Origin of the sequence: Thioclava dalianensis, from assembly GCF_000715505.1 — a bacterium.
In the GTDB taxonomy this organism is placed as follows: domain Bacteria; phylum Pseudomonadota; class Alphaproteobacteria; order Rhodobacterales; family Rhodobacteraceae; genus Thioclava; species Thioclava dalianensis.
The window spans coordinates 1-23,878 of the sequence record NZ_JHEH01000043.1 but is presented as its reverse complement, the minus strand read 5'-3'; the positions used below and the strand labels follow the sequence as shown (position 1 = coordinate 23,878).

At 62.6% G+C, this 23,878-nt stretch carries 22 protein-coding genes; 19 read left to right on the top strand and 3 right to left on the bottom strand.

Annotated features, from left to right (window positions below):
* The 9 genes from DL1_RS18640 to DL1_RS18600 form a co-directional block, all read left to right on the top strand.
* Positions 1-1,008, top strand: a 1,008-nt coding sequence (locus DL1_RS18640) for an efflux RND transporter periplasmic adaptor subunit (protein WP_038069235.1), incomplete at its 5' end; no start/stop codon positions are given.
* A gap of 12 nt (positions 1,009-1,020) precedes the next feature.
* Positions 1,021-4,137 carry a multidrug efflux RND transporter permease subunit gene (locus tag DL1_RS18635; protein ID WP_038069223.1) on the top strand — a complete coding sequence of 1,039 codons (3,117 nt, stop codon included), beginning with the start codon at positions 1,021-1,023 and terminating at the stop codon, positions 4,135-4,137.
* A complete protein-coding gene (locus DL1_RS18630; RefSeq protein WP_074855032.1) occupies positions 4,134-5,552 on the top strand; it encodes an efflux transporter outer membrane subunit in 1,419 nt (472 codons plus the stop codon). Before DL1_RS18635 ends, DL1_RS18630 begins: the two co-directional genes overlap by 4 nt.
* Positions 5,553-5,979: 427 nt before the next feature.
* A complete protein-coding gene (locus tag DL1_RS18625) occupies positions 5,980-7,068 on the top strand; it encodes a TRAP transporter substrate-binding protein (RefSeq protein WP_081856406.1) in 1,089 nt (362 codons plus the stop codon).
* A gap of 70 nt (positions 7,069-7,138) precedes the next feature.
* Positions 7,139-7,657, top strand: a complete 519-nt coding sequence (locus tag DL1_RS18620; protein ID WP_038069220.1) for a TRAP transporter small permease — start codon at positions 7,139-7,141, stop codon at positions 7,655-7,657.
* Positions 7,654-8,955, top strand: a complete 1,302-nt coding sequence (locus DL1_RS18615) for a TRAP transporter large permease (protein ID WP_038069218.1) — start codon at positions 7,654-7,656, stop codon at positions 8,953-8,955. The genes DL1_RS18620 and DL1_RS18615 overlap by 4 nt, the downstream gene beginning before the upstream one ends.
* A gap of 11 nt (positions 8,956-8,966) precedes the next feature.
* Entirely contained in the window at positions 8,967-9,914 is a 948-nt protein-coding gene (locus DL1_RS18610; protein WP_038069215.1) for a D-2-hydroxyacid dehydrogenase, read from the top strand.
* Positions 9,911-11,107, top strand: coding sequence for an aminopeptidase P family protein (locus DL1_RS18605; RefSeq protein WP_038069214.1), 1,197 nt, complete (start codon positions 9,911-9,913; stop codon positions 11,105-11,107). The genes DL1_RS18610 and DL1_RS18605 overlap by 4 nt, the downstream gene beginning before the upstream one ends.
* A gap of 15 nt (positions 11,108-11,122) precedes the next feature.
* Positions 11,123-12,082: an amidohydrolase family protein gene (locus tag DL1_RS18600; RefSeq protein WP_038069213.1), complete on the top strand. Its 960-nt coding sequence runs from the start codon at positions 11,123-11,125 to the stop codon at positions 12,080-12,082.
* A gap of 212 nt (positions 12,083-12,294) precedes the next feature.
* Here DL1_RS18600 and DL1_RS18595 read toward each other — a convergent pair whose 3' ends face one another.
* Together DL1_RS18595 and DL1_RS18590 are read right to left on the bottom strand one after the other, a co-directional pair.
* Complete coding sequence (locus tag DL1_RS18595; protein WP_038069207.1) at positions 12,295-13,047, bottom strand: IclR family transcriptional regulator; 753 nt, start codon at positions 13,045-13,047, stop codon at positions 12,295-12,297.
* 33 nt (positions 13,048-13,080) lie between these two features.
* Entirely contained in the window at positions 13,081-13,815 is a 735-nt protein-coding gene (locus tag DL1_RS18590) for an IclR family transcriptional regulator (protein WP_038069204.1), read from the bottom strand.
* A 186-nt stretch (positions 13,816-14,001) separates the two neighbouring features.
* Here DL1_RS18590 and DL1_RS18585 point away from each other — a divergent pair, with 186 nt between their 5' ends.
* The 10 genes from DL1_RS18585 to kce all read left to right on the top strand — a co-directional run bounded on the left by DL1_RS18585 (position 14,002) and on the right by kce (position 22,890).
* Complete coding sequence (locus DL1_RS18585; protein ID WP_038069203.1) at positions 14,002-14,838, top strand: cyclase family protein; 837 nt, start codon at positions 14,002-14,004, stop codon at positions 14,836-14,838.
* A 303-nt stretch (positions 14,839-15,141) separates the two neighbouring features.
* Positions 15,142-15,483, top strand: coding sequence for a cupin domain-containing protein (locus DL1_RS18580; RefSeq protein ID WP_038069202.1), 342 nt, complete (start codon positions 15,142-15,144; stop codon positions 15,481-15,483).
* A 13-nt stretch (positions 15,484-15,496) separates the two neighbouring features.
* Positions 15,497-16,291, top strand: coding sequence for an SDR family NAD(P)-dependent oxidoreductase (locus DL1_RS18575; protein WP_038069200.1), 795 nt, complete (start codon positions 15,497-15,499; stop codon positions 16,289-16,291).
* Between the two features lie 4 nt (positions 16,292-16,295).
* Positions 16,296-17,213, top strand: a complete 918-nt coding sequence (locus tag DL1_RS18570) for a 3-hydroxyacyl-CoA dehydrogenase family protein (RefSeq protein ID WP_038069198.1) — start codon at positions 16,296-16,298, stop codon at positions 17,211-17,213.
* Positions 17,214-17,280: 67 nt separating this feature from the next.
* Complete coding sequence (locus DL1_RS18565; RefSeq protein WP_038069196.1) at positions 17,281-18,561, top strand: ABC transporter substrate-binding protein; 1,281 nt, start codon at positions 17,281-17,283, stop codon at positions 18,559-18,561.
* A 68-nt stretch (positions 18,562-18,629) separates the two neighbouring features.
* On the top strand, positions 18,630-19,358 hold the full coding sequence (locus DL1_RS18560) for an ABC transporter ATP-binding protein (protein WP_038069189.1): 729 nt from the start codon (positions 18,630-18,632) through the stop codon (positions 19,356-19,358).
* Positions 19,351-20,052, top strand: a complete 702-nt coding sequence (locus tag DL1_RS18555; RefSeq protein WP_038069186.1) for an ABC transporter ATP-binding protein — start codon at positions 19,351-19,353, stop codon at positions 20,050-20,052. Before DL1_RS18560 ends, DL1_RS18555 begins: the two co-directional genes overlap by 8 nt.
* 4 nt (positions 20,053-20,056) lie before the next feature.
* Positions 20,057-20,920 carry a branched-chain amino acid ABC transporter permease gene (locus tag DL1_RS18550; protein ID WP_038069185.1) on the top strand — a complete coding sequence of 288 codons (864 nt, stop codon included), beginning with the start codon at positions 20,057-20,059 and terminating at the stop codon, positions 20,918-20,920.
* A gap of 8 nt (positions 20,921-20,928) precedes the next feature.
* Positions 20,929-21,942: a branched-chain amino acid ABC transporter permease gene (locus tag DL1_RS18545; RefSeq protein ID WP_245739666.1), complete on the top strand. Its 1,014-nt coding sequence runs from the start codon at positions 20,929-20,931 to the stop codon at positions 21,940-21,942.
* 15 nt (positions 21,943-21,957) lie between these two features.
* A complete protein-coding gene (gene kce, locus DL1_RS18540; RefSeq protein WP_038069183.1) occupies positions 21,958-22,890 on the top strand; it encodes a 3,5-dioxohexanoate:acetyl-CoA acetone transferase in 933 nt (310 codons plus the stop codon).
* A gap of 128 nt (positions 22,891-23,018) precedes the next feature.
* Here kce and DL1_RS18535 read toward each other — a convergent pair whose 3' ends face one another.
* Positions 23,019-23,432: a hypothetical protein gene (locus tag DL1_RS18535; protein WP_074855031.1), complete on the bottom strand. Its 414-nt coding sequence runs from the start codon at positions 23,430-23,432 to the stop codon at positions 23,019-23,021.
* Positions 23,433-23,878: the final 446 nt, after the last annotated feature.

Here is a 23,878-nt window from a genome sequence, read left to right as displayed (position 1 = left end):
ACTATTCTGCCCCCTCCGGCAACAGACCCCACCAAGGTGCTCTATACGTCGGGCAAGAAGCTGCAGGCGGGCGATCCGATGTTCCAACTCGACACCGCCACCTATCAGGCCACGGTCGACAGCGATCAGGCGGCGCTTGACAAGGCGCAGGCGGCGATCCCCACCGATCAGGCCAACTACGACCGCGCGCTCAAGCTGGAAGGGCAAGGCTACACAGCGGCCCAGGTCGCGGGCTACAAATCCACGCTGGAAGAGGATCAGGCCAGCGTCAAGGCGGCGCAGGCGGCGCTCGACTATGCCAAGGTACAGCTTGGCTGGACCACCGTGCGCAGCCCGATCGCGGGCTATCCGGCGGTGCCGTCTGTGACCGACGGCAACGTCGTCACAGCCTCGCAAAACACCGCGCTGACCACCGTTACCCGGCTCGACCCGATCGAGGTCGACGTGCTGGAGCCGAGCGCCAGCATCCTGTCGATCCGCAAATTGGTCGATGAGGGGAAAATGACCCCATCATCCCAGATCGTGGCCAAGCTCACGCTGGAGAATGGCGAGGTCTATACCTCCACCGGCCAGCTGGTGGCGCCGGCGCCGACGGTGTCGACCACGACTGGCACGGTGTCGATCCGGTTCCGCTTCGATAACCCGCACCGCCAGATCCTGCCGGGGATGTTCCTGCACGCTCAGGTGCAGCTGGGCACCGTGCAGGGCTTTCTGATCCCGCAGGAGGCCGCGAACGTGACCAGCGACGGGAAGATCACTGTCTTCCTTGAGAAGAACGGACGCGCCGCATCCCAGACCCTGACTGAGACCGGCAGCTACCAGAACCAGTGGGTCGTGACCTCGGGCCTTGAAGATGGCGACAAGCTGATCGTCGACGGGCTGAAATACATGGGCGCCGGCCGCCCGGTCGCGCCGGTCCCCGCGACCGTCGGCAAGGACGGCGCCGTGACCCGGCAGAACGGCGGCGCCAACGCCAAATCCGCAGCCCCAGCGGCCGCCAAGAACTGATCGGACAGGCAGATGACCTCCTATTTCCTGCGTAAGCCCGTCTTCGCCTGGGTGCTGGCGATCCTCGTGATGATGGCCGGCTACCTGGGTCTTCAGACCCTGCCAGTCTCGCAATACCCCGAGATCGCGCCGACGACGGTGCAGATCAGCGCCACCTATACTGGCGCCTCGGCAGACACGGTCAAGAACTCCGTCACCCAGCGCATCGTCGATCAGATGACCGGGCTCGACGGGCTGCTCTACATGACGTCGAAATCCTCTCAGGGGAATGCCTCTATCTCGCTGGTGTTCGACAGTTCGGTCACCGGCGCGATTGCCCAGGTCGAGGTGCAGAACAAGCTCTCCAACGTTGAATCGCAACTGCCCTCGGCGGTACAGCAGGCCGGGCTTAGGGTGCGGCAAAGCTCCAGCTCCATCCTGATGGTCGCGGCGCTGGTGTCGACCGACAACAAATACGATGCCACCGCCCTCGGCGACATCCTGCACAACAAGTTCGAGAATCCGATCGAGCGTACGCCCGGCGTCGGTCAGGTCACCGTCTTCGCCTCGCCCTATGCGATGCGGATCTGGCTCGATCCGCACAAGCTCTATTCCTATCAGGTCACGCCGTCGGACGTGACGGATGCGGTCGCGGCGCAGAACACCAACCTGTCGGCGGGCTATATCGGCGACCAGCCGGTGGTGCCGGGCCAGCAGTTCCAGCTGCCGCTGGTGGCGCGCTCGATGCTGAGCACGCCTTCGCAATTCCGCAATATCGTGATGAAGACCAACACCGACGGCTCCAGCGTCTATCTGGGCGACGTGGCGAAGGTCGGGCTTGGGCCGCAGACGCCCGACATCAGCTCCACCTATAACGGCCACCCGGCCGCGGGGATCGCCGTCGACCTGAGTTCCGGTGCCAATGCGGTCGAGACCTCGGCCGCCGTGCGCAAGACAATCGCGCAATTGCACAGTGTGCTGCCGGCGGGCGTCAAGATGGTCTTCCCCTATGACACCGCGCCCTTTGTGCAGAAGTCGATCCACAGCGTCTATGAGACTCTGGCCATCGCCATCGGGCTGGTGTTCCTGGTAATCCTGGTATTCCTGCAAAGCTGGCGGGCGACGATCATCCCCACCATTGCGGTGCCGATCGTTCTGTTGGGCACCTTCGGGATCCTTGCCACCGTCGGGATGACGGTCAACACGTTGACGATGTTCGCGCTTGTGCTGGCGATCGGTCTACTTGTTGATGACGCCATCGTCGTGGTCGAGAACGTCGAGCGGGTGATGGAGGAAGAGAACCTCTCGGCCGCGGAGGCGACGCGCAAGTCGATGCACGAGATCTCGGGCGCGCTGGTGGGTATCGTCGTGGTGCTTTCGGCCGTGTTCCTGCCGATGGCCTTCATGGGCGGATCGACCGGCATCATCTACCGGCAATTCTCGGTTACGATCATCTCGGCGATGGTGCTGTCGCTGTTCGTCGCGCTGATCCTGACGCCGACGATGTGCGCGACCTTGCTCAAGCCCGGCACCGGGCATCCGCGTTTCTGGCCCGCGCGCAAGTTCAACGACGGGTTCGACGCCACGCAGCGGGGCTATGTCGCCTCGGTCACGCGGCTGGTACGCCGACCGCTGCGGATGGTCCTGGTGATGGCGATCATTCTGGTGGCCGTGGTCTGGAGCTTCGGCAAGCTGCCCTCGTCCTTCCTGCCGCAGGAGGACCAGAGCGTGCTGATGACCCTGATCGAGCTGCCCGAGGGATCGACCCTGCAACAGACCGAGCGCACGATCCAGCAGATCCGCAATTACTGGACCAAGGGTCCGGGCGGAAAATATGCGAATTCGACCTTCGGCGTCGCCGGCTTCAGTTTCAACGGGCAGGGTCAGAATGAAGGACTGATGTTTATCAAGCTCAAGGATTACAAGCAGCGCCCGGGCGTCAGTGCCGGGATGCTGGCCGCGCAGGCCAACCGGACCTTCGGGACCGGCCAGTACGGCCAGGTGATCTTCCTGCAGCCGCCGCCGATTCCCGGGATGGGCACGTCGTCCGGCTTCACGATGGAACTGGTCGACCAGGCGGGCAACGGCACCAACGCGCTCAACGCCGCCGCCGGCAAGCTGATCAGCGAGGCCCAGTCGGACCCGACGCTGACCGGGGTGCGCGGACCGGGCGATTCCTCGACCGGGGCGCTCAGGGTGTCGATCAACAGCGCCAAGGCGCAGGCCTTCGGCCTGACGCTCTCGGCGATCAACAGCCAGCTCTCGACGATCTTTGCCGGAAATTATGTGAACGACTTCACGCTTGGCACCAAGCTGCACGAGGTGATCGTCGAGGGCAACGCGCCAAACCGCATGCAGCCAAGCGACATCGACCACTGGTTCACCCGCAACAGCACAGGCGAGATGGTCCCGCTCGGCAGTTTTGTCACGACCTCCCTGACACGGGAGCCGAAGCTGATCGGCGGCTACGGCGGGGTCGAGTCGGTCGAGATTTCGGGCAACGCGGCGCCGGGGAAAAGCTCTGGCACGGCGATGGATCGTGTTGCGGCGCTGGCCAATAACCTGCCGGGCAATTACGGCGTCGCCTGGACCGGGCTGTCCTATCAGGAAATCGTCGCGGGCAATCAGCAGAGCATGCTGTACGCGCTATCGGGCATCGTGGTGTTCCTGTGTCTCGCCGCGCTCTACAACAGCTGGACGGTGCCCTTTGCCGTGATGCTGACCGTGCCTATCGGTGTCCTCGGGGCGGTCCTTGCGTCTTGGATCTTCGGGCAGGCAAACGACGTCTACTTTAAGGTCGGGCTGCTCACCACGATCGGCCTCTGCGCTAGGAACTCGATCCTGATCGTGGAATTCGCCGAGACGCTGCGCAGCCAGGGAATGACCCTGCTCGAGGCCACGATGACCGCGTCGCGTCAGCGCCTGCGTCCGATCCTGATGACTTCGCTCGCCTTCACCCTCGGCATCACGCCGCTGGCGCTGGCGCATGGGGCAGGCGCGGCCTCGCAGCAGTCGATCGGCATCGGGATGCTGGGAGGGATCTTGTTCACCGCCATCTTCGGCATCTTCTTCTGCCCCGTCCTCTATGTCGCCGTGATGGCCGGTGTCGACCGGATCGCACGCGCCCGCCGCAAGGAAACCCAAGCATGAAAACCCTGACCTTGACCGCCGTCCTGCTTCTGACCGGTTGCGCGGCGGTCGGCCCGAACTTCCAGGCCCCGACCGCCGACCTGCCATCCGCCTATATCGGGGGCACCACCCGCAGCGACGCAAATGCCGCCGAAACGCCATGGTGGCGCGCCTATCATGACGCGCGGCTGACGCAGTATATCGAAACCGGGCTGAGCCAGAACTTGAGCGTACAGCTTGCGCAGGAAGAGATCGTGCAGGCCCGCGCGGCGCTGCGCCAGACCGGGATAAATGCCGCCGTCAGCGATACCAACAGTCTGTCACGCGGCCAAAGCGGCGGGACAGGGCAAAGTTCCCATTTGATGACGAACAACACGCTCAGCGCGGGTTTGGTGCTCGACCTCTTTGGCGGGCTACGGCGGGAGCGCGAGAGCGCTGCGGCGGGAGTGGCGGCGGCGCAGGCGAACCTGCAGGTCGTGCGGCTTCAATGGTTGGCATCGATGATCGCGGCCTATGCCAACGCGCGCTACTACCAGCAAGCGGCAGCGCTGACCCGCCTTTCGATCCACGCCCGGGCGCAGACACTGACCGTCACGCAAAATCAATACAAGGCCGGCGGCGCTACCACATATGAGGTCGATCAAGGCCGCGCCGCGCTTGAGACGGCGCGCGGTGATCTGCCCCAGTATGTCGCGCTTTACAAATCGAACACCTACGCAATCGCCAAGCTTCTCAACCGTCCCGCCGCGCCGATCTTGGCTGAGATGAACCGCCACCCGCACCAGTTACATGCGCCGGGGAAGGTTTCCAGCGGAGTCCCCGCCGACCTTCTACGCAACCGCCCGGATATCCGCTACCAGCAGGCGCTTTTGCACGAGGCCGTGGCTAAGATCGGCGTAGACGACGCCGCGATGCTGCCCTCGCTTTCGCTGTCTGGGACTGTGACCGACAAAGCCGGAGTTTCGTCTTGGTTCTTCGGGCCACAGATCAGCCTGCCGCTGCTGACCCACGGACTGCTGTCTGCTCAGCGCGACGCGCAGATATCAGCGGCGAAACAAGCCGAGCTATCCTGGCGCTCCACCGTCACCAATGCGGTCAGCGATGTGCAGGTCGGACTGTCCAACCTGCACCAATACAAGATAAGGGCAGCGGCGCTGGAGAATTCGGCCTCGTCCTATAGCTCGGCCCTCGCGCAGGAGCGCCAGAACTATCAGAGCGGCGCGATTACCCTCGTGGATCTTCTGACGGTCGATCTGGATGCGACGACGGCGCAAATCAACGCAGCCTCTGCGGTCAACGACCTCGCGCTCGAATGGGCGACGTTGCAGATCGCCACGGGCGCGGGCGCGCAGGTCGTCGGATCAAATCCGATCCCCGCATCGCAGCTGACCGCCGTGCAGAGCTCACGCAAGGCGTCTAGCAAAGTGAGCAAGTGATCTGATCGCCGGAAGCTGCACCGTTTGAAGCGGCAGCTTTCCGCTACGCCTCCTTGGCTGGGCGAGGCGTGGAAGCGTATGAAAGCGAGCATACTTTTGGACCCGCGAGACAGGCGCTCATTTTGACGCAAGGCGCGGAAGGCGCCGGGGTCGCAGAGATCTGTCTGAGAGGAAGCGTAAGCGATAGATCCAGCGGATCAATCGTCGCGCAAACGGTATCAGCCAGACGCCCAACTTAAGTTGGAAGAAGAAATACGCGGGCCCTCTGCCTGACGAAATGCGACGGCTGAAGCCGTTCAAGGACCAGAACTCCCGGTTGAAGAGGTTGAAGGGACCGTGACCCCAGCGGGGCCGGGTAAACCCATAGATCATAACGACAAAGTTTGCCGCTGCGGCGTGGTCAGGCGAGAGTTCGAAACCTCTTGCAATGCATCTTGATCGTCATCTCAAGAAAAAACAGTTGACCACTAAACGATACGATCGCACCATAATGCGGTATCGAGACGACTCGATCAGGGAGGAAAAAATGAAACTTGTCTTCGGAGCGCTGGCCGCGCTGAGCCTCGTGGCATCACCGGCGATGTCAAAGACCGTGCTCAAGGTCTCCAGCTATCTACCGCCCAAACATACCTTTACCCGAGCCGTGGAGGCGTGGGGTAAGACGCTGGAGGAAAAAACCAATGGCGAGCTGAGCGTGCAGGTCTTTCCGGCCGGCCAGCTCGGCCCGGTGAATCGGCAGTTCGATCTGGTTGCCTCCGGGGCGGCCGATGCGGCAATCATCCTGAATTCCGCGACGCCCGGCCGGTTCCCGCTCACGACGCTCGCGGGTTTACCGCTGAGCTACCCTTCGGCTGGCAACAAAAGCGAGATTACTTCCCGCAGATTGACCGAGCTGGCGCCGGAATATCTTTCCGGTGAGTATCCCGGGATGAAGATCCTATGGATGGCGGTTACGCCGCCGCTTAAGATCAATATCAAGGGCCGCGAACCCAGCGATCTCGCGGCGCTGAAGGGGCTGCGCATACGCTATGCAGGTGAGGTATTCCAGCAAGTGCTCGACAAGCTGGGCGCGTCGCCCCTTCCGGTGCCACCGGCGGAGACCTCCGAGGCGTTGGCCAAAGGGATCGTGGACGGTGCGACCTTCCCGTTCGAGGCGCTTCAGGCCTTCGACCTGGGCCCGGAGTTGAACTACAGCCTCGAGCCGGGCGTGGCTTCCGCCACTTTTGCTTTCGTGATGAACCAAAAGACCTTTGACGCGCTGACCCCCGAGGAGCAGAAGGCCATCAACGAGACCACCGGTCCCGATCAGGCGCAGGCCTATGGCGCGTCCTGGGATCAAAGCGAGGCGAAGGGCAAGGAATACCTCGAGAAAAACGGCGTCAAGATCGTGACGTTGTCCGAGGACGAACAGAAAAAGTTCCACGAACTCGTGCAGCCGATTGTCGAGGCGCAGATAAAGGCGGCCGCCAAAAATGGCGCCCCAGCGCAGGCCTTTTACGACGCTTATACCAAGTAAAACAGACGGCGCGCTCGGGGAACTGGGCGCGCCGCTCTCTATTCGCAGCCATTGAGGGAGGAGGAACCCGATGTCGCGTGTCGTTTTGCGTCTGGTGGAACAGCTGGCGCGAGGGTTCATGGCCCTATCCGAAATCGCCCTTGTCCTGATGATGCTCGCGATCACCGCCGATGTGGCGATGCGCGCGCTGTTCAACAGCCCGATCCGAGGAACCTACGATGCGGTAGGGATCTTGCTATGTATCTCCGCGCTTTTCGCGATCGCCCATGTCATCTTCACGCGGCATGAAGTCGTCATCGATCTGATAGACACAGTGCTTCCGCCGAAGGCCACCGGGTTTCTCAAACGGTTCTGGGCGTCGATCTCGGTCGTGGTGCTCAGCTATATCGTTTGGGCAATGGTGCAGCCGATGGCCGAGGCGCGGGCCTATGGCGACCGCTCGCTCGAGTTGGGTCTGCCGCTCTGGTATGTCTGGGTCGCCGCACTTGTCGGTGTCGGCGGAGCGCTTCTGGGGGCGCTTGGTGCAGTTGTCGCCCCCACCACCCGCCTTGAGACCGATCGCAAGTCGCTCGAGGAGAGCGGCGAATGAGCGATACAACTCTCGGCCTTTCAATACTCGGGATCATGTTCGTGCTGCTCGCATTGCGCGCGCCGGTCTGGCTGGCGCTGGCACTTTGCGGGATCGGCGGAAACTTTCTGATTTCCGGGCCTTATGCCGCGAAGCTGCTCGCCGGGGCGACGCCATTCGATCAGGCGACAAACTATAACCTCTCGGTGGTGCCGCTCTTCATCCTGATGGGGGAGGTGGCGACCTCATCGCGGCTTTCGTCAGAGCTGTTTCAAGCAGCGCGCGTGGTGTTTTCCGGCTTGCGCGGCGGGCTGGCGATCGCCACGATCGGGGCCTCGGGCGCGTTCGGTACAGTCTGTGGCTCTTCGGTCGCCACGGCTGCCACGATGACGCGGATCTCGCTCCCCGAGATGCGCCGGGCGGGCTTTACCGACAGCTTCTCGACCGCGTCGATAGCTGCGGGCGGCACGCTGGGTATCCTGATCCCACCTTCTATCATCCTGGTGATCTATTCCGCCATTGCGGAACTGTCGCTGCGCAAGCTGTTCGCGGCAGCCTTCCTGCCTGGGGTGGCGCTGGCGATTCTCTATGTCTTGATCGCGCTTGGCGTGGCGGCTCTGAGCCGCGGTCAGGTGCCGGCCGATCCGCCGGCCTCATTGAGCACGCGGCTCAAGGCGCTGGCCGCGCCATGGCAGTTCCTGATCCTTTTCACCGTCACCATCGGCGGTATCTACATGGGCATCTTCAGTCCGAACGAAGCCGCTGCCATCGGCGCGTTCGGTGCGATCCTTCTGGGCTTTGTCACCCGACGCCTGAGCTTCCTCGCCCTGCGCCAAGCTCTTCGTGCAACCGCGATTACCTCGGCGATGCTATTCCTGATCATCATCGCAGCCACGATGTTCGCCAATTTCGTGGTGCAGACAAAGCTTCCGGACTTTCTGATCGCGGAGGCACAGGCGATGGGGTTTGGCCGGATCGCGGTACTGAGTTCGATCATCGTGATCTACCTCGTGCTGGGTTGTTTTCTCGAAGGGATCGGGATGGTGCTGATCACGGTGCCCGTCTTCCTGCCCGTGGTGACGAGCTTTGGCTACGACCCGATCTGGTTCGGCGTAATCGTGGTGATCGTCGTGGAAATCGGGCTGATCTCGCCACCGGTGGGGATGAATATCTTCGTCATTCAGGCGCAGTTCGCGGATCTCAAGCTCGTCGATATCTATCGCGGGATCCTACCCTTCTTGCTGGCGCCGCTGATCCTGATCCTCGCGCTTTTCGTGGCCCCGCAGATTGCGCTGTGGCTACCGCAAGCACTCTACTGAAAGGAGAGGCGATGTCCGTTCTTATTCTTGACGCGCGCGCTGATAACTATGCCACGGCGATCCGTGCGCGCTGGCCCGACATGGCGGTGTTCAGCGCTGCCACGCCGGACGATCTGCCGGACGAAGCGCTGTCGGCAGAGGTTCTGGTCGGGCTTGCGCCCTATCTCAAGGACGATCTTCTGGAACGGATGTCGGGCCTGCGCTGGATCCATGCGCTGACCACGGGGGTGGATAATCTGCTCGCCTCGAAAGTGCTCTCGCGCGATGTCACGCTGACCCGCTCGCGCGGGATTCACGGGCCGCAGATGGCAGAGCTGGCACTGATGTTGGCGATGGCGCTGATGCGCGACCTGCCGCGGATGATCGACAACCAGCGATGCGACCACTGGGAGCGGTGGGAGCAGCCGGTGCTCGACGGGCGGAGCATGTGCATCCTCGGGCTGGGCTCGATCGCGGAGGCGTTGGCCGTGCGGGCGCGCGCCTTCGGGATGGAGGTCACCGGGGTCTCGGACGGGCGCGCCGAGGTGCCTGGCTTCGCGCGCATCTACAAGCGGGCCGAGCTGCACGCGGCGGTGGACGAGGCAGATATCCTGACCGTGCTGGTGCCCTATTCACCCGCCACCCATCACATCGTCGATGCCGAGGTGCTGGCCGCGATGCGGCAGGGCAGCTTGCTGATCAATATCGCCCGCGGCGGCTGCGTCGACGAGGCGGCGTTGGCCGCGAGCCTGCGCAGCGGTCATCTGGGAGGCGCCGGGCTCGATGTCTACGCAACCGAGCCGTGGTCGGGCCCGCAGCCGTGGAAGGAGTTTCCCAACGTGATCGCCACACCCCATGTCGGCGGGCTGAGCGATGCTTATGCGAAAAACGCCCTGCCGATCCTGCTGACTCATCTGGAAGACTACCGCGAGGGCGGCGCCGCTGCGCTGTCGGATCGCGTCGAAAGGAGTGCCTCATGACCGCCCCCAACGCCCGCCGCCTCAATGCCGTGTCCGATACCGAACTGGCCCGCCGCTGGCAGGCGATGCGCGCCGCGATGACCAGCGAGGGGCTGGACGCGGTCGTTGTCTGGGGGTCGCAGGACTGGCTTGGCGGCCACGTGCGCTGGCTCACCGATTTTCCCGCGACCAACGGCTATCCGCGCTCGGTGATCTTCTGGCTCGATCGTCCGATGAGCGTGGTCGAGATGGGGCCTTTCGCGCAGGCGCGCGATCTGCAGGGCGATGACCCGGTCTTGCGCGGCGTCGGCCGACATCTGACGCGGCCCTCCTTCAGTTCGATCGGGCAGACCGGGGATTACGACGCCGAATTGATCGCGCAGGAGCTGGCCGAGGGCGGGGCGCGCCGGGTCGGTCTGGTGACGCCCCGCGCGATGCCATCGGCACTGGTACAGGCGGTGCGGCGGATCGATGGGGTGGAATGCAGCGATGCCTCCGAGATGATCGACCGGCTCAAGGCGGTGAAATCTGCCGAAGAGCTGGGCCACTACCGGGCCACCTGTGCGCTGCAGGACGAGGTGTGGGCGTATGTACTGGAGGTGATCCAGCCGGGGATGCGCGATGTCGAGGTGGCGCAGGCTGCGATGGCGCGCGCGCAAGAGCTGGGCTCGGATCAGGGGATCACGCTATGTGGGTCTGCCCCGCAAGGCGAGGCCGCGCGCTTCAATCCGCGCCACCTGCAGGGACGGATGATCGAGAAGGGCGACCATTTCTCGATGCTGATCGAAGTGAACGGCCCCGGCGGGGCCTATGCCGAGATCGCGCGCACCGTCGTGTTGGGCCGGGCGCGGCCTGAACTTCTGGACGCCTTTGCCGCGATGAAGGCCGCGCAGGATCATACGCTTTCGCTTCTTGTGCCCGGTGCCGATCCGGCGGCAATTGCGGCGTCCCATGACGAATGGATGCGCGCGCATCACCTGCCGCCCGAGACGCGGCTCTATGCCCACGGACAGGGGATGGGCGACATGGTGGAGCGTCCGCTGATACGTCATGACGAGACGCTCCCGATTGCCGAGGCTCAGACCTTGGCGGTGCATCCGGGCTATGACGACGGCACCGTCTTTGCGGTGATCTGCGACAATTACACGATCGGTCCGCGCGGCCCCGGCCCCTGCGAGCACAAGACCGAGAAAAAGATTTTCGAACTGGACTAAGAAGGACCTCCCGCGATGACCCAAAAGATTGCTCTCGAAGAGCATTTCATGTTCCCCGGCTTCGAGCCCTATTTCGGCAAGACGGCGATCAACATCTCGCCCGAGCTGTTCGGCAAGGCGGCCGAGGCACTTGCCGATTTCGGCGATCGTCGGCTGGAGGCGATGGATGCCGCCGGGGTGCGCGTCGCGGTTTTGTCGTTAGCGGGTCCCGGCGTGCAGGCGGAGCCCGACATCGCCAAGGCCGTCGCCGGAGCGATGGCCTGCAACGATTTCCACGCCGAGAAGATCGCGGCCTCAGGCGGGCGATATGGCGGGCTCGCGCATCTGCCGGTGCAGGACCCGGAGGAGGCGGCGGACGAGTTGGAACGATGCATCCGCGATCTCGGAATGCAGGGCGCGATGGTGAATGGCGCGACCGGCGGGCTGTATCTCGACGACGACCGGGTCTCGCCCTTGTGGGAGCGCGCCGCCGATCTGGGCGCGCCAATCTACATCCATCCCAACAACCCGGCCGATGTGCCCTACATGTATCACGGTCATCCCGAGCTGTTCGGTCCGGTCTGGTCGTGGACCGTGGAGACCGGCAACCACGCGCTGCGGCTGATCTTCGGCGGCGTCTTCGACCGCTTTCCGAGGGCGCGGCTGATCCTTGGTCATATGGGCGAGACTCTGCCTTATCAGCTCTGGCGGTTCGACAGTCGTTGGGAAATCTCCAACCGCGGTGAGAAACGGCTGGAGATGAAGCCCTCGGACTATTTCAAGCGCAATGTCTGGGTGACGACGGCCGGGGTCTGCTCGGATGAGCCGCTGCGCTGCGCGGTCGATGCGCTCGGCGTCGACCGGGTGCTGTTCTCGATGGATTACCCGTTCGAGCGCCCGCAGGAAGCCGCCGATTGGATCGAAGCCGCGCCGCTCAGCGACGCGGAGCGTCAGGCGATCTGTCACGACAACGCTGCTGACTTGCTGGGGGTCTGAGCGACGTGTCCTCTTCTCGAGCGGTATTTTTCTGTTCTTAGGAATCGCGGAGCAGGATCCGCGAGGCATGAACATGCGGTCGGTCGAGCTGTTCGATGCGCTGCAATCGGCGGGCAAGCTCCCAGTTGCTCGCGACCGCAATTGGACACATCCACGGCCTTCGGGACGGAGTTTGCCTGCGACATCGCGCAAAAGGCACAGAGGAAAGAGCGCTAACGCTCCATCAGCTTCGTGACATGGGCGCGGGTCTTAAGGATTGCATTGCGGACCCGCTTCTCGATCGCACAGAAGCGTGAGCTGGGGACCGGCACTGAAATCGCATGCAAATCGCCCGACCAGTCGTGGAATCCTATGCCGATTGCTGAGATGCCTTCCGTGTGGTCGTTGCGATCGTAAGCCAGCCCGGTCTCGCGCACCTCGGCCAGTTCGACCTCGAAAGCCTCAGGATCGACGCTCATGCCGCGTCGGTCCCATTCCGCGCGCGCCAGGGCCTGTGCGCGCTCCGGCGGCAGGAGCGCCAGACAGACTTTGCCATTTGCGGTGGTTGTCAGCGGAAACACCTCACCCACCGAGGAGACCGTGCGCAGTCGATGCGTGCCCGGGACCTGGTCGAGAAAGATCATTCCGGCCCCGCGTAGGACCGAGAGATCAGACGTCTCACCTGTTTCCTGGCTCAGCTCGGTCAGCAACAGGCGGCAGCTTTCTACGATATTGTAGCGCGCCGCATTGGCGAAGCTCTGCATTTCGGGGCCGATCCGCAGCCCACCTCCCTGCAGCGAGGCAATCACCAGTCGCTCTTCCTGCAAGGCGCCAACGATGCGCTGCACGGTTGAACGTGGCAATCCGACGATGTCGGCGATTTGTCCCAGGCTCATCCCGGTCTGCGCTTCGCGCAACGCACGCAGAATGCGCGCGGCGCGTGCGATAACCTGGATTCCGTTCTTTGATGCGTCGTCGCGTGCCATGGGGCTCCTCTCTCCCGATCAGCGATTCTTATCCTAAACCATCAGACATTCAACAGTATCGCGCGCACGCAGGAGGCTGTATTCAACCGACATGCGTCGCGCGTCAAACCGAGAGCGTGGGATCGGCACAGAGAGCGCGTAGATGTCGCCGTGACTGTCGCGGAATGCGGTGCCGATCCCGCGCACGCCCTCCGTATGCTCGTCGATGTCATAGGCAAGTCCGGTTTTGCGAATCTCCGGCAGTAGCGACAATTCGCGCGCGACCGGGCAGGGGGGCCTTTGGCGCGAGAGCAGATCGCGCGCCACCGCATCCTCAAGCAACGCGAGGCTCGCGCGGCCATTGGCGGTCGAGCAGAGAGGAAAAACCTCGCCGACCGGCGTCACTGTTCGTAGCCGATGCGTACCCGCCACCTGATCGAGCAGGATCATCCCCTCGGCGCGCAGGACCGACAGATCGGCGGTCTCGCCGGTCGCTTCGGCGATCTCCTGCAGCACGATCCGGCAGTCGCTGATAATGTCGTAGCGCGAGGCCTCGGCGAGCGCGCGCATCTCGGGTCCCAGCACGATGCCACCGTTGATCGTGGACCACGTGACAAGCCGCTCATCCTGAAAGGCCTTCACGATTCTCTGCACGGTAGAGCGAGGCAGACCAATCTTGAGCGCGATTTGTCCAAGGCTCATTCCGTCCGGCGCATCGCGGATCACCCGTAAGATGGCGGCTGCGCGCCGTAAAACCTTGACGCCACTTGTTTTAGCGTAGCTTTCCATGAGTTTTCCCGGCGCTTTTGAACAAAATTCGTCCTGCTGATAGCTCATGATACGATACGATAAAACTGCATTATGAAAATGTATTGACTTACAATGCGGGCAGGGCATACCGTAATGTGGTCACCTCGGTAGGGGAGGCGGACCGAATTTTGCGCCGCTCGAAGGCGGCGACGGGAGGAAATCATCATGGTCAAGATCCGTGGGATCGAATTTGAATCGAACACCGAAAACTCGATGGGGTTGGAATTTTACAATCTCAGCCATCGCTTCGGCTACCAGTGCCCGAATTGGCCCTATTTCCGTGACGTCCAGATCGAGCGGATGCATTACATGGCGAAGTCGGGCGTTCTGAGCCAAACGATGACGCACACGATGCACGTCACCACTCATATCGACGCACCTGCGCATGTGGTGCAGGGCACGCCCTTCATCGACGAAGTGCCGCTGCCGCATTTCTTCGGCACGGGTCTCGTCGTTTCGATTCCGAAGAAGAAATGGGAGCAGATTACTGCCGATGACCTTGAGAAAGCTTGCGGCCATGCAATCCGCAAGGGCGACGTGCTGATCATCAACACCGGCTGGCACAAGGAATACGAGGATGGGGATTACTTTCCCTATTGCCCGGGTCTCGTGTCCTCTGCAGCCGAATGGATGATTGAGAAGGGCGTCAAGGTCGTAGGCCATGACACGCAGGCCAATGATCACCCCCTGGCCACGGCGATCGGCCCGCATCGCAACGGACCGCTGCTGCCGCATCTGGCCAAGGAGTATCTCGAATGGTCCGGCGGCATCGCGTGGGACGAGGCGTTCCCGGAATGGGAGCCGGTTCACAACTTGCTGTTTAAAAACGGCATCCTTGGCATCGAAAACGTGGGCGGCGATTTGGACGCGGTCAGCGGTAAGCGCTGCACCTTCGCCTTCTTCCCTTGGAATTGGGATCGTGGCGACGGTTGCATCATTCGTCTGGTGGCAATGATCGACAAAGGTCAGAACTACCGGATCGAGGCAGGCGAGGCTTTCTGAGCCACGTTGTCGGTCGAACGGGGTCTTCATGCAACTCTGACCCGTTCGTCCAACTCCCGGGGCCGCGAAATGAGCGCATGCGCGGCCTCGGGTTCGAAAGATTTTGACGCCTCTGGAGAAGAAACGAACGCATCTTAATGTCCAAATTTGGATGTGTTTGCGCCTCGCGCCACGAGTTCCGGCAGTGCCTAGATGGCTAACGCGCGGGACGGAAGTAGCGGTCTGACTGGAGGCCAGAGCAGGAGAGAGGTCCGGACCTGCTCGGAGGAGAGCTTTTCCGGACACCGAAGAGGAGGACCGAGAATGCATCTCAAACGTTTTGACGACGCCTTGCCATATGAGGCACCGAACCATTTCGGCTGCCACGGGCTGCGCCTCCAAGGGTTCGAGGAAGGCGGCCCCACGAACCAATGGATCGGCTTCAGCCAGTTCCTGCCCGGCGGCGGGGCAGGCCCCGACAGCACGCCATTCGAGAAGGTCTATATCGTCCTTGAGGGCGAGATGACCCTGATCGTGGACGGTATCGAGACCGTGCTCGGTCGGTTCGACAGCTGCACGATCGCGCCCGATGAAGAGCGCGTGATCGAAAACCGCTCCAACCACGTTTGCAAGATGCTCGTGGTCATTCCCTATCCGCCGAAGTGAAGAGGTAACCACGATGGCTGTAATCGATCCGTCCCTGATGTTTAATGTCGCTGGCAAGACCGCGTTGATTACCGGTGCATCCGGCGCCTTTGGTATGGTTGCGGCGCGGGTTTTGGCCGGAGCTGGCTGCAAGCTGGTACTGGCGGCTGGCAATGCCGAGGCCCTGTCCGAGATTGCCGAGGAATGTCGCGAGGGCGGCGCAGAGGTGGTCGAGGTCAATACGCGCCCTGATAGCGAAGCCGCCTGCGCAGCGCTGGTCGCGGAGGCTGTGAAGGCGTTCGGCACACTCGATATCCTCGTCGTCGCATCAGGCATGAACAAGGTTTCGAAGATCGATGAGATGGCGCCTGAGACATTCGCGAATGTCATGGATGCGAATGTCACGCAAAGCTGGTTGCTCGCCCGGGCGGCGACGGTACAGATGAAGGCGCAGGGGCAGGGCGGCAAGATCGTGCTCGTGTCTTCGGCGCGTGGGCTTCTGGGTCACCCGGCGGGCTACACCGCCTATTGCGCCTCGAAAGCTGCGGTCGACGGGATCACCAAGGCACTTGGCTGCGAGCTTGGCCCGACCGGGATCACGGTCAACGCGATCGCGCCAACCGTCTTCCGCTCGCCGCTGACGGCGTGGATGTTCGAGGATACCGACCAGGCCACGGCCGTTAGAGAGGGCTTTCTGACCCGTGTTCCGAAAGGGCGTCTGGGCGAGCCCGAGGATTTGGCGGGGCCGCTTCTATTCCTCGCCTCGAAAGCGTCGGATTTCTACACCGGCCACATTCTTTACGCCGATGGCGGCTACACGGCGGGATAGAAAAATGGCACGGATCACAGTTTTGGGCGCAGGGCTAATGGGGCACGGGATTGCGCTGACATTGGCGCGCGCCGGCCACGCGATCCGGGTCACCGATCCGGTAACCGAGGCACGCACGGCTCTGCACGAGAACATCCGCAGCAGTATGACGGCGATGGGCTGCGATCCCGCTGAGATCACCCAGGCCCTAGACCGGGTGGAGGTCCGTGACAGCATCGCCGAGGCGGTATCGCAGGCCGAAGTCGTCTTCGAAGCCGCGCCCGAGAAACTTGAGCTCAAGCAGAGACTGTTTGCGGAGGTCGAAGCGTGCGCGCCCACCGATGCGATCCTCGCGTCGAACACCTCGGTGATGCCGATCACCTCGATCATGTCGGGATTGAGTCACCGAGGCCGCGCGCTTGGCACCCATTGGTGGAATCCCGCGCACATGATCCCGCTGGTCGAGGTCATTGCGACCGAATGGACCGACCCGGAGGTGATGGACCGTATGGTTGCGCTTCTGGCCGACGCTGGCAAGGCGCCGGTCAAGGTTGCCCGCGACGTGCCGGGCTTCATCGGCAATCGGCTGCAACATGCGCTCTGGCGCGAGGCGATCAGCTTGGTCGAGCATGGGATCTGCGATGCCGAGGGTGTCGATACGGTGGTCAAGCAAAGCTTCGGGCGCAGGCTCGCGGTGCTGGGGCCGCTGGAGAATGCGGACCTCGTTGGGACCGATCTGACGCTCGATATTCATCAGACCGTCCTTGCCGATCTCGAGCGGCGACCCGGGCCGTCTCCCTATCTCGAACAGTTGGTCGAGACGGGGCATCTGGGCATGAAAACGGGCGAGGGTTTCCGGCGCTGGAGCGCCGAGGAGGCGCAGGCGACGCGCGACCGCGTCGCACGGCATCTGAACCGGCTGGAAACGATACTGGATGACTGAAACCGTCCCGCCCCGCCGGAAGAGGAGCCGGCGGCCGGGCATCGGCAAATGCCAGAGGGAGGAGAGAATGACAAAGCAACTCACGACGACACGGCGCGCGTTTCTCGCGACCGGTACGGCGGTGCTCGCCGCCCCCGCCATCCTGCGATCGACGCGAGCCTACGCGGCCAATCCGACGCTGCGGATCGGCCATGTCGCACCGCGCACCGGCCCACTTGCAGGTTTCGCCGAGGCGGATGACTACATTCTCGGCAAGATCCGCGAAAAACTCGCCGGTGGGATCGTGAATAACGGCAAAACCTACCAGATCGAGATCATCGAGAAGGACAGCCAGTCGAACCCGAACCGCGCGGCGGAAGTTGCGAGCGACTTGATCCTGTCCGACGAGGTCGACTTCATCACCGCCAGCTCGACCCCCGACACGGTAAACCCGGTGGCCGATCAGGCCGAGATCAACGAGGTCGCCTGTCTCACCACCGATTGCCCATGGCAGCCCTATTTCTTCGGGCGCAATGGAAAGCCCGGTACCGGCTTCGAATATACCTACCACTTCTTCTGGGGCCTCGAAGACGTCATCGCGGCCTTTCTTGACATGTGGGCCACGCAGCCCGGTGTCGCGAAGAAAGTCGGCGGCCTGTTTCCGAACGATGCCGACGGCAATGCCTGGGGCGATCCGAAGCTTGGCCTGCCGCCGGCGCTGTCCGAGGCGGGCTACGCACTCACCGATCCGGGCCGCTATCAGCCGATGTCGGACGATTTCACCAATCAGATCGACGCCTTCAAGCAGGCGGGCTGCGAGATCGTGACCGGCAACATGATACCGCCGGATTTTGCGACCTTCTGGAGCCAGGCGGCGCAGCAGGGCTTTTCTCCGAAGATCGTCACCATCGGCAAGGCTCTTCTGTTCCCCTCGGCGGTCGAGGGTCTCGGGGATCGCGGCGTGGGACTGTCGAGCGAGGTCTGGTGGTCGCCGCATCACCCGTTCTCGTCTTCGTTGACCGGTGTAAGTTCAGCCGAGCTAGCAAGCGGTTACGAGCAGGCGTCCGGTCGGCCGTGGACGCAGCCTATCGGCTTCAAGCATGCGCTGTTCGAGGTGATCTCTGACGTGATCGCGCGTTGCGAGGATCTTGAGGATACCGAGGCGAAGGTTGCGGCGATCAAGGGCACCGATCTCAAGACGATCGTGGGTCCGGTGAACTTCTCGAACGGGCCGGTGAAGAACGTCACCAAGACGCCGCTCGTCGCAGGGCAGTGGCAACAGACCGATGGCAAGCTTTCTTTGGAAATCGTGGCGAACGGCCCCGCGCCAGAAATTCCGACCACGAGTTCGCTCCAGCTTCTGAGCTGAGCGCCTCCCCCGTCCGCGCGCGCTTGTCGTGCGCGGACGACATGAGACAAGAGCTGCGAGAACAGGCGATGACACCCATTCTAGAACTCAGCGAGGTCACGAAATCCTTTGGCGCGGTAACGGTGGCCGACGCACAAAGCTGGTCGCTCGCCCCCGGCGAGGCGCTTGGCGTGCTGGGACCCAATGGAGCGGGCAAGACCTCAATGTTCAACCTCGTAACAGGTACGCTTTCCGCCGATGGCGGCACGATCCGCTATGACGGGCACGACATCACCAACTGGTCGGCGGCGCGGCGCTGCCGCGCGGGGATCGCACGCAGCTTTCAGGTGCCGCAGCCTTTCAGCGGGATGACGGTCTTCGAGAACACTCTGGTCGCCGCCACACAAGGTGCCAATCTCAGCGGAGCCCAGGCAGATGCGCTCTGCCTCGAGGTGCTGGACCGAACGGGGCTTTTGGGGCGCGCGAATACGCTGGCAGGCGGACTGACCCTTCTGGACCGCAAGCGGCTCGAGCTGGCGCGGGCGCTTTGCGCGCGGCCCAAGGTGCTGCTGCTCGATGAGATCGCGGGCGGGCTGACCGAGAACGAGTGCAAATCGCTGATCGAGACGATCAAACAAATCCGCGAAACCGGCGTCTCGATCGTCTGGATCGAACATGTCGTCCACGCGCTTCTGGCAGTGGTCGACCGATTGATCGTGATCGATTTCGGCAAGCTGATCGCGCAAGGCGCGCCCGACGAGATCATGCAGAGCCAAGAAGTGCGTGAGATCTATCTGGGGATCGAAGGTGATGCCTGAATTTTTGAACATTTTAAATCTCGACGCCCATTACGGCGATTTTCAGGCGCTCTACGGGATCACCCTGCATGTCGATCCCGGCGAGGTGATCGCGATCATCGGAGCGAATGGCGCGGGCAAATCGACGTTAATGCGCTCGGTCTCAGGACTGATGAAAGATGGCGCAGAGGCAATCCGGTTTCAGGGTCAAAAGATTGGCGCGCTCCGGGCCGATCAGGTCGCGGCACGGGGCATCGCATTGGTGCCGGAGGGACGGCAGCTGTTCCCCTCGCTTTCAGTCGAGGAGAACCTGATCCTCGGCGGGCAACTGGGGCGCAAGGGGCCATGGTCGCTCAAGCGGATCTACGATCTATTCCCGATTCTGGAGGAGCGCCGGCACCAGCCTTCAACCTCGCTCTCGGGCGGGCAGCAGCAGATGGTGGCGATCGGGCGGGCGCTGATGGCGAACCCTGATCTGGTGATGATGGACGAGATCAGTCTCGGCCTCGCACCGGTCATCATCAAGCAGATCTACGAGGCGCTTCCCGGCATCGTCGGGCAGGGGATGGCCGCGATCATCGTCGAGCAGGACATCTCCAAGGCGCTGTCGGTCAGCCGGCGGGTCTATTGCCTGCAAGAGGGGCGCGTCTCGCTCGAAGGGGCGTCGAATTCGGTCTCGCGCGAGGAAATCTCGCGCGCTTATTTCGGGGTGTAAGAGGATGGATTGGCTCAACGCGATCATACAAGGCACCTTGCTGGGCGGGCTCTATGCGCTGTTTGCGGCCGGGCTGTCGCTGATCTTCGGGGTCATGCGACTGGTCAATATCGCGCATGGCGACCTGATCGTGCTGGCCGCCTATCTTGCGCTCAGCGTGGTCACCGCGACGGGCATCGGGCCGCTCTGGGCGCTCGTGATCGTGGTGCCAGCGATGGCCGTGATCGGATACGTCTTGCAGCGCGGCATCCTCAACCGCGTGATGGGAGAGGATATCCTGCCGCCACTTCTGGTGACCTTCGGCCTCGCGGTGATCATCCAGAATGCGCTGTTGCTGGGCTATTCCGCCGACCCGCAGAAGCTTGATGCGGGCTGGCTAGAGACGGCGAGCGTCAAAATTGGACCCTTCGCACTCGGGTTGCTGCCGCTTTTGACCTTTGCGGTCGCGGTGGTGGTGGTCTGGGGACTGCAGTGGATGTTCTATCACACCGCCTTGGGTCGGGCGTTCCGCGCGACCTCGGACAAACAGGACATCGCGCAGCTGATGGGCCTGAACCGGGCGCATGTCTTCGGTCTCGCCATGGCGATCGCGCTCGCCGTCACGGCGATCGCAGGGGTGCTGCTGGGCATTCGCACCAGCTTTGATCCCTCGATCGGTGGCAGCCGGCTGATCTTTGGGTTCGAGGCGGTGATTATCGGCGGCTTGGGCAATCTTTGGGGGACGTTGGCGGGCGGGGTCATCCTCGGCGTCGCGCAGGCCGTTGGCGCAAAGATTGACCCAGGACTGCAAATCCTCGCGGGCCACATCGTCTTTCTCGCCATTCTCGCCATACGCCCGCGCGGCTTCTTCCCGAGGATCGACGGATGAGCAGTCAGATGAGCAAATCCCTTTACGTCACCCGCGTCTCGCGCGCCTCTTCCGTCGCGATGGTGGTTGGCGCGCTAATCGCCCTTACGCTGATCGCCGCGCCCTGGTGGGCGGGACGGGCCGAGATGCGGCTGATGGCCGAGATCTTCCTCTATATTTCACTCGCCTCGCTGTGGAACCTGCTCGCGGGCTACGCCGGGCTCGTTTCCGTCGGCCAGCAGGCCTATGTCGGGCTCGGGGGATATGCGCTCTTCGGACTGACCATGTTGGGCGGGGTTCCCCCGGTTCCGGCAATCGCGGTCACGGGCGTGCTCGGCGCGCTGATCGCGATGCCGGTGGCACTATTGATTTTCCGTCTGCGCGGCGCCTATTTCGCGATCGGCACCTGGGTCGTAGCCGAGGTCTTCCGTCTCACTGCGGCGCAGATTTCGGCGCTCGGCGGCGGGTCTGGCACATCGCTTTCGCCCGCGATCATCAAATCTTTGGCGGACGGGCGCGATGCACGTGAAGCGCTGACCTATTGGCTCGCGCTGGGTCTGTGCCTTGTTGTCATCGGGGCGGTGGTGGTGTTCTTGCGGTCGCGCGCGGGATTGGCGCTGACCGCGATCCGCGACAATGAACTCGCGTCGAAATCGCTGGGCATAAATATCTGGCGCACGAAATTCTTCGTCTATGTCATCACCGGCGGGCTGACGGCGCTGACCGGCGCTCTGATCTCTTTGCAAAAGATCCGCATCTCGCCCGATGCGGCGTTTTCGACCAATGACTGGACCGCCTTCGTGATTTTCATTGTGGTGATCGGCGGGATCGGCACGATCGAGGGGCCGATCATCGGCACGCTGATCTTCTTTGCGCTGCGCCAGACGCTCGCCGATCTGGGCACGATCTACCTCATCATTCTCGGCGCGCTTGCGATCGGGATCATGCTGCGCGCGCCGAAGGGCCTGTGGGGATTGGTCCGAGAGCGCTTCGGGATCGAACTCTTTCCACTCTCGCGCCGCGTGCGCGGGCAGGACGACTGACCAAAGGAGGCCATGATGGCACGCAAACCCAAGACAATCATTTCCTGCGCGATCACTGGGGCGATCCACACGCCGACGATGTCGGATGCGCTGCCCTATACCGCCGACGACATCGCCAGCCAGTCGATCGCTGCGGCCGAGGCCGGGGCGTCGATCCTGCACCTGCATGCGCGGCGGCCCGAAGATGGCGGGGTCTCGGTCGACCCTGACCACTTCGCCGCCTTCCTCCCGCGGATCAAGCAGGCCACGGATGCGGTGGTGAACATCTCGACGGGCGGCTCGCTGCATCTGCCGATCTCCGAGCGCATCAAGCCTGCGCTGACTTTCTCACCCGAGATGTGTTCGATGAACATGGGGTCGATGAACTTCTCGTTCCATCCGCTCGCGAAGCGATATGACGACTGGAAATTCGACTGGGAGAAAGACTATGTCGAAAGCTCCGAGGGCAATATCTTTCGCAACACCTTCGCCGATATCCGCGAGGCGGCGACGAGCCTCGCCCCTCATGACATCAAATTCGAGCATGAGTGCTATGACGTCGGTCATCTCTACAACCTGAAATTCTGCATGGATATCGGGCTGTTCAAGGCGCCGATTTTCATCCAGTTCATCTTCGGCATCCTCGGTGGGATCGGACCGGAAGTGGACAACCTGATTTTCATGAAACGGACCGCGGACCGCCTCTTCGGCGATGATTATCGCTGGTCGGTGTTGGGGGCCGGGGGCGCTCAAATGGGGCTGGCGAGCACCGCGGCGCAGATGGGCGGCAACCTCCGTGTGGGGCTAGAGGACAGCCTCTTGATCCGGCGCGGACAACTGGCGGAAAGCAATGCACAGCAGGTCGCCAAGATCCGCCGCATAGTCGAGGACCTGGGCTCAGAAATCGCGACGCCAGACGAGGCGCGCGACATTCTGGGCCTCAAGGGTGGCGACAAGGTCTCTTTTTGAGGCCTCCATGCCATGGGCTCGAGGGCGTCCATTCCCGAGCGCGGTGTCGGCTGAGCTTTGAGGATCTGGCGGCGGGATCTTTGTCGCCAGATTGCTCCATGGTTTCCCCTTAGCGGACACGGACCTCTTCAGTCGCAGGTCGCGCCGTGTTTTGAGCCTGCGTCTCCTTCACTCATGGAACGCGAAACCCGGTCGGCTTTTGGAACCCGGCGAGCCCTGTGGTGCTCGGGCGGGTACCACCAGAGCTCCTGCGTCCTGCCTTCCTTCGAGTCGATGTACCAGTAGATCGTCTCTTGGCAGATCCGGAGCGTCGCACCTTCGCGGATCAGTCGGTTGCAGATCTGCTCAGGTAGCCGGCCACTTTTGATCCGCTCCACGACCTGATTTCGAAGCTGCGGCTGCCCGATCAGCTCGCGGTGGCGGGCGCAGCGATCGGTGGCCTGCCGATGCGCAGCGGCGCCGTCATAGCCCGTCACGCAATCATCGCTGAACCAGTTCCCCTTGGTCTCGCGGGAACTGGTGGCTTTCAAGCGCTGCAGCATGTGCGCCATCTCCTGGACAAGGACCTTTGCGAGCTTCCAGCGTTAGATCTGAACGCGTCCCTTGGCACACAGTTGCGCTAAAACCGCTCCGAGGGCAGGCGCTCTCTATTAGATAACTTGCTGTTTTCTAACAGGAGCCGCACCTAAGCGTAGCGCGCACCGGCTACAAAGAAAAACACTGATAATCCGTCTTATGTAAATTTTAGTTCAACGTCATCGCCTATACCGCACGCTCAGATAATATTGCGCCCCTTTCACGAGTTTCCAGAGCGGACAGGGTTTCGCGTCTGGCTGGAGAAACGGCCTCCCAGATCATCTCGGGATCGGACCAGGTCGTTTGCGCGCCGTGGCGCTTGGGCACGTTGTTATCGACCGGCCATTGGCATTGCCAACTTGTTTGCGCATACTGAACTGGTTAGGGTCAGGACCCATTGATTTTCGTGTAT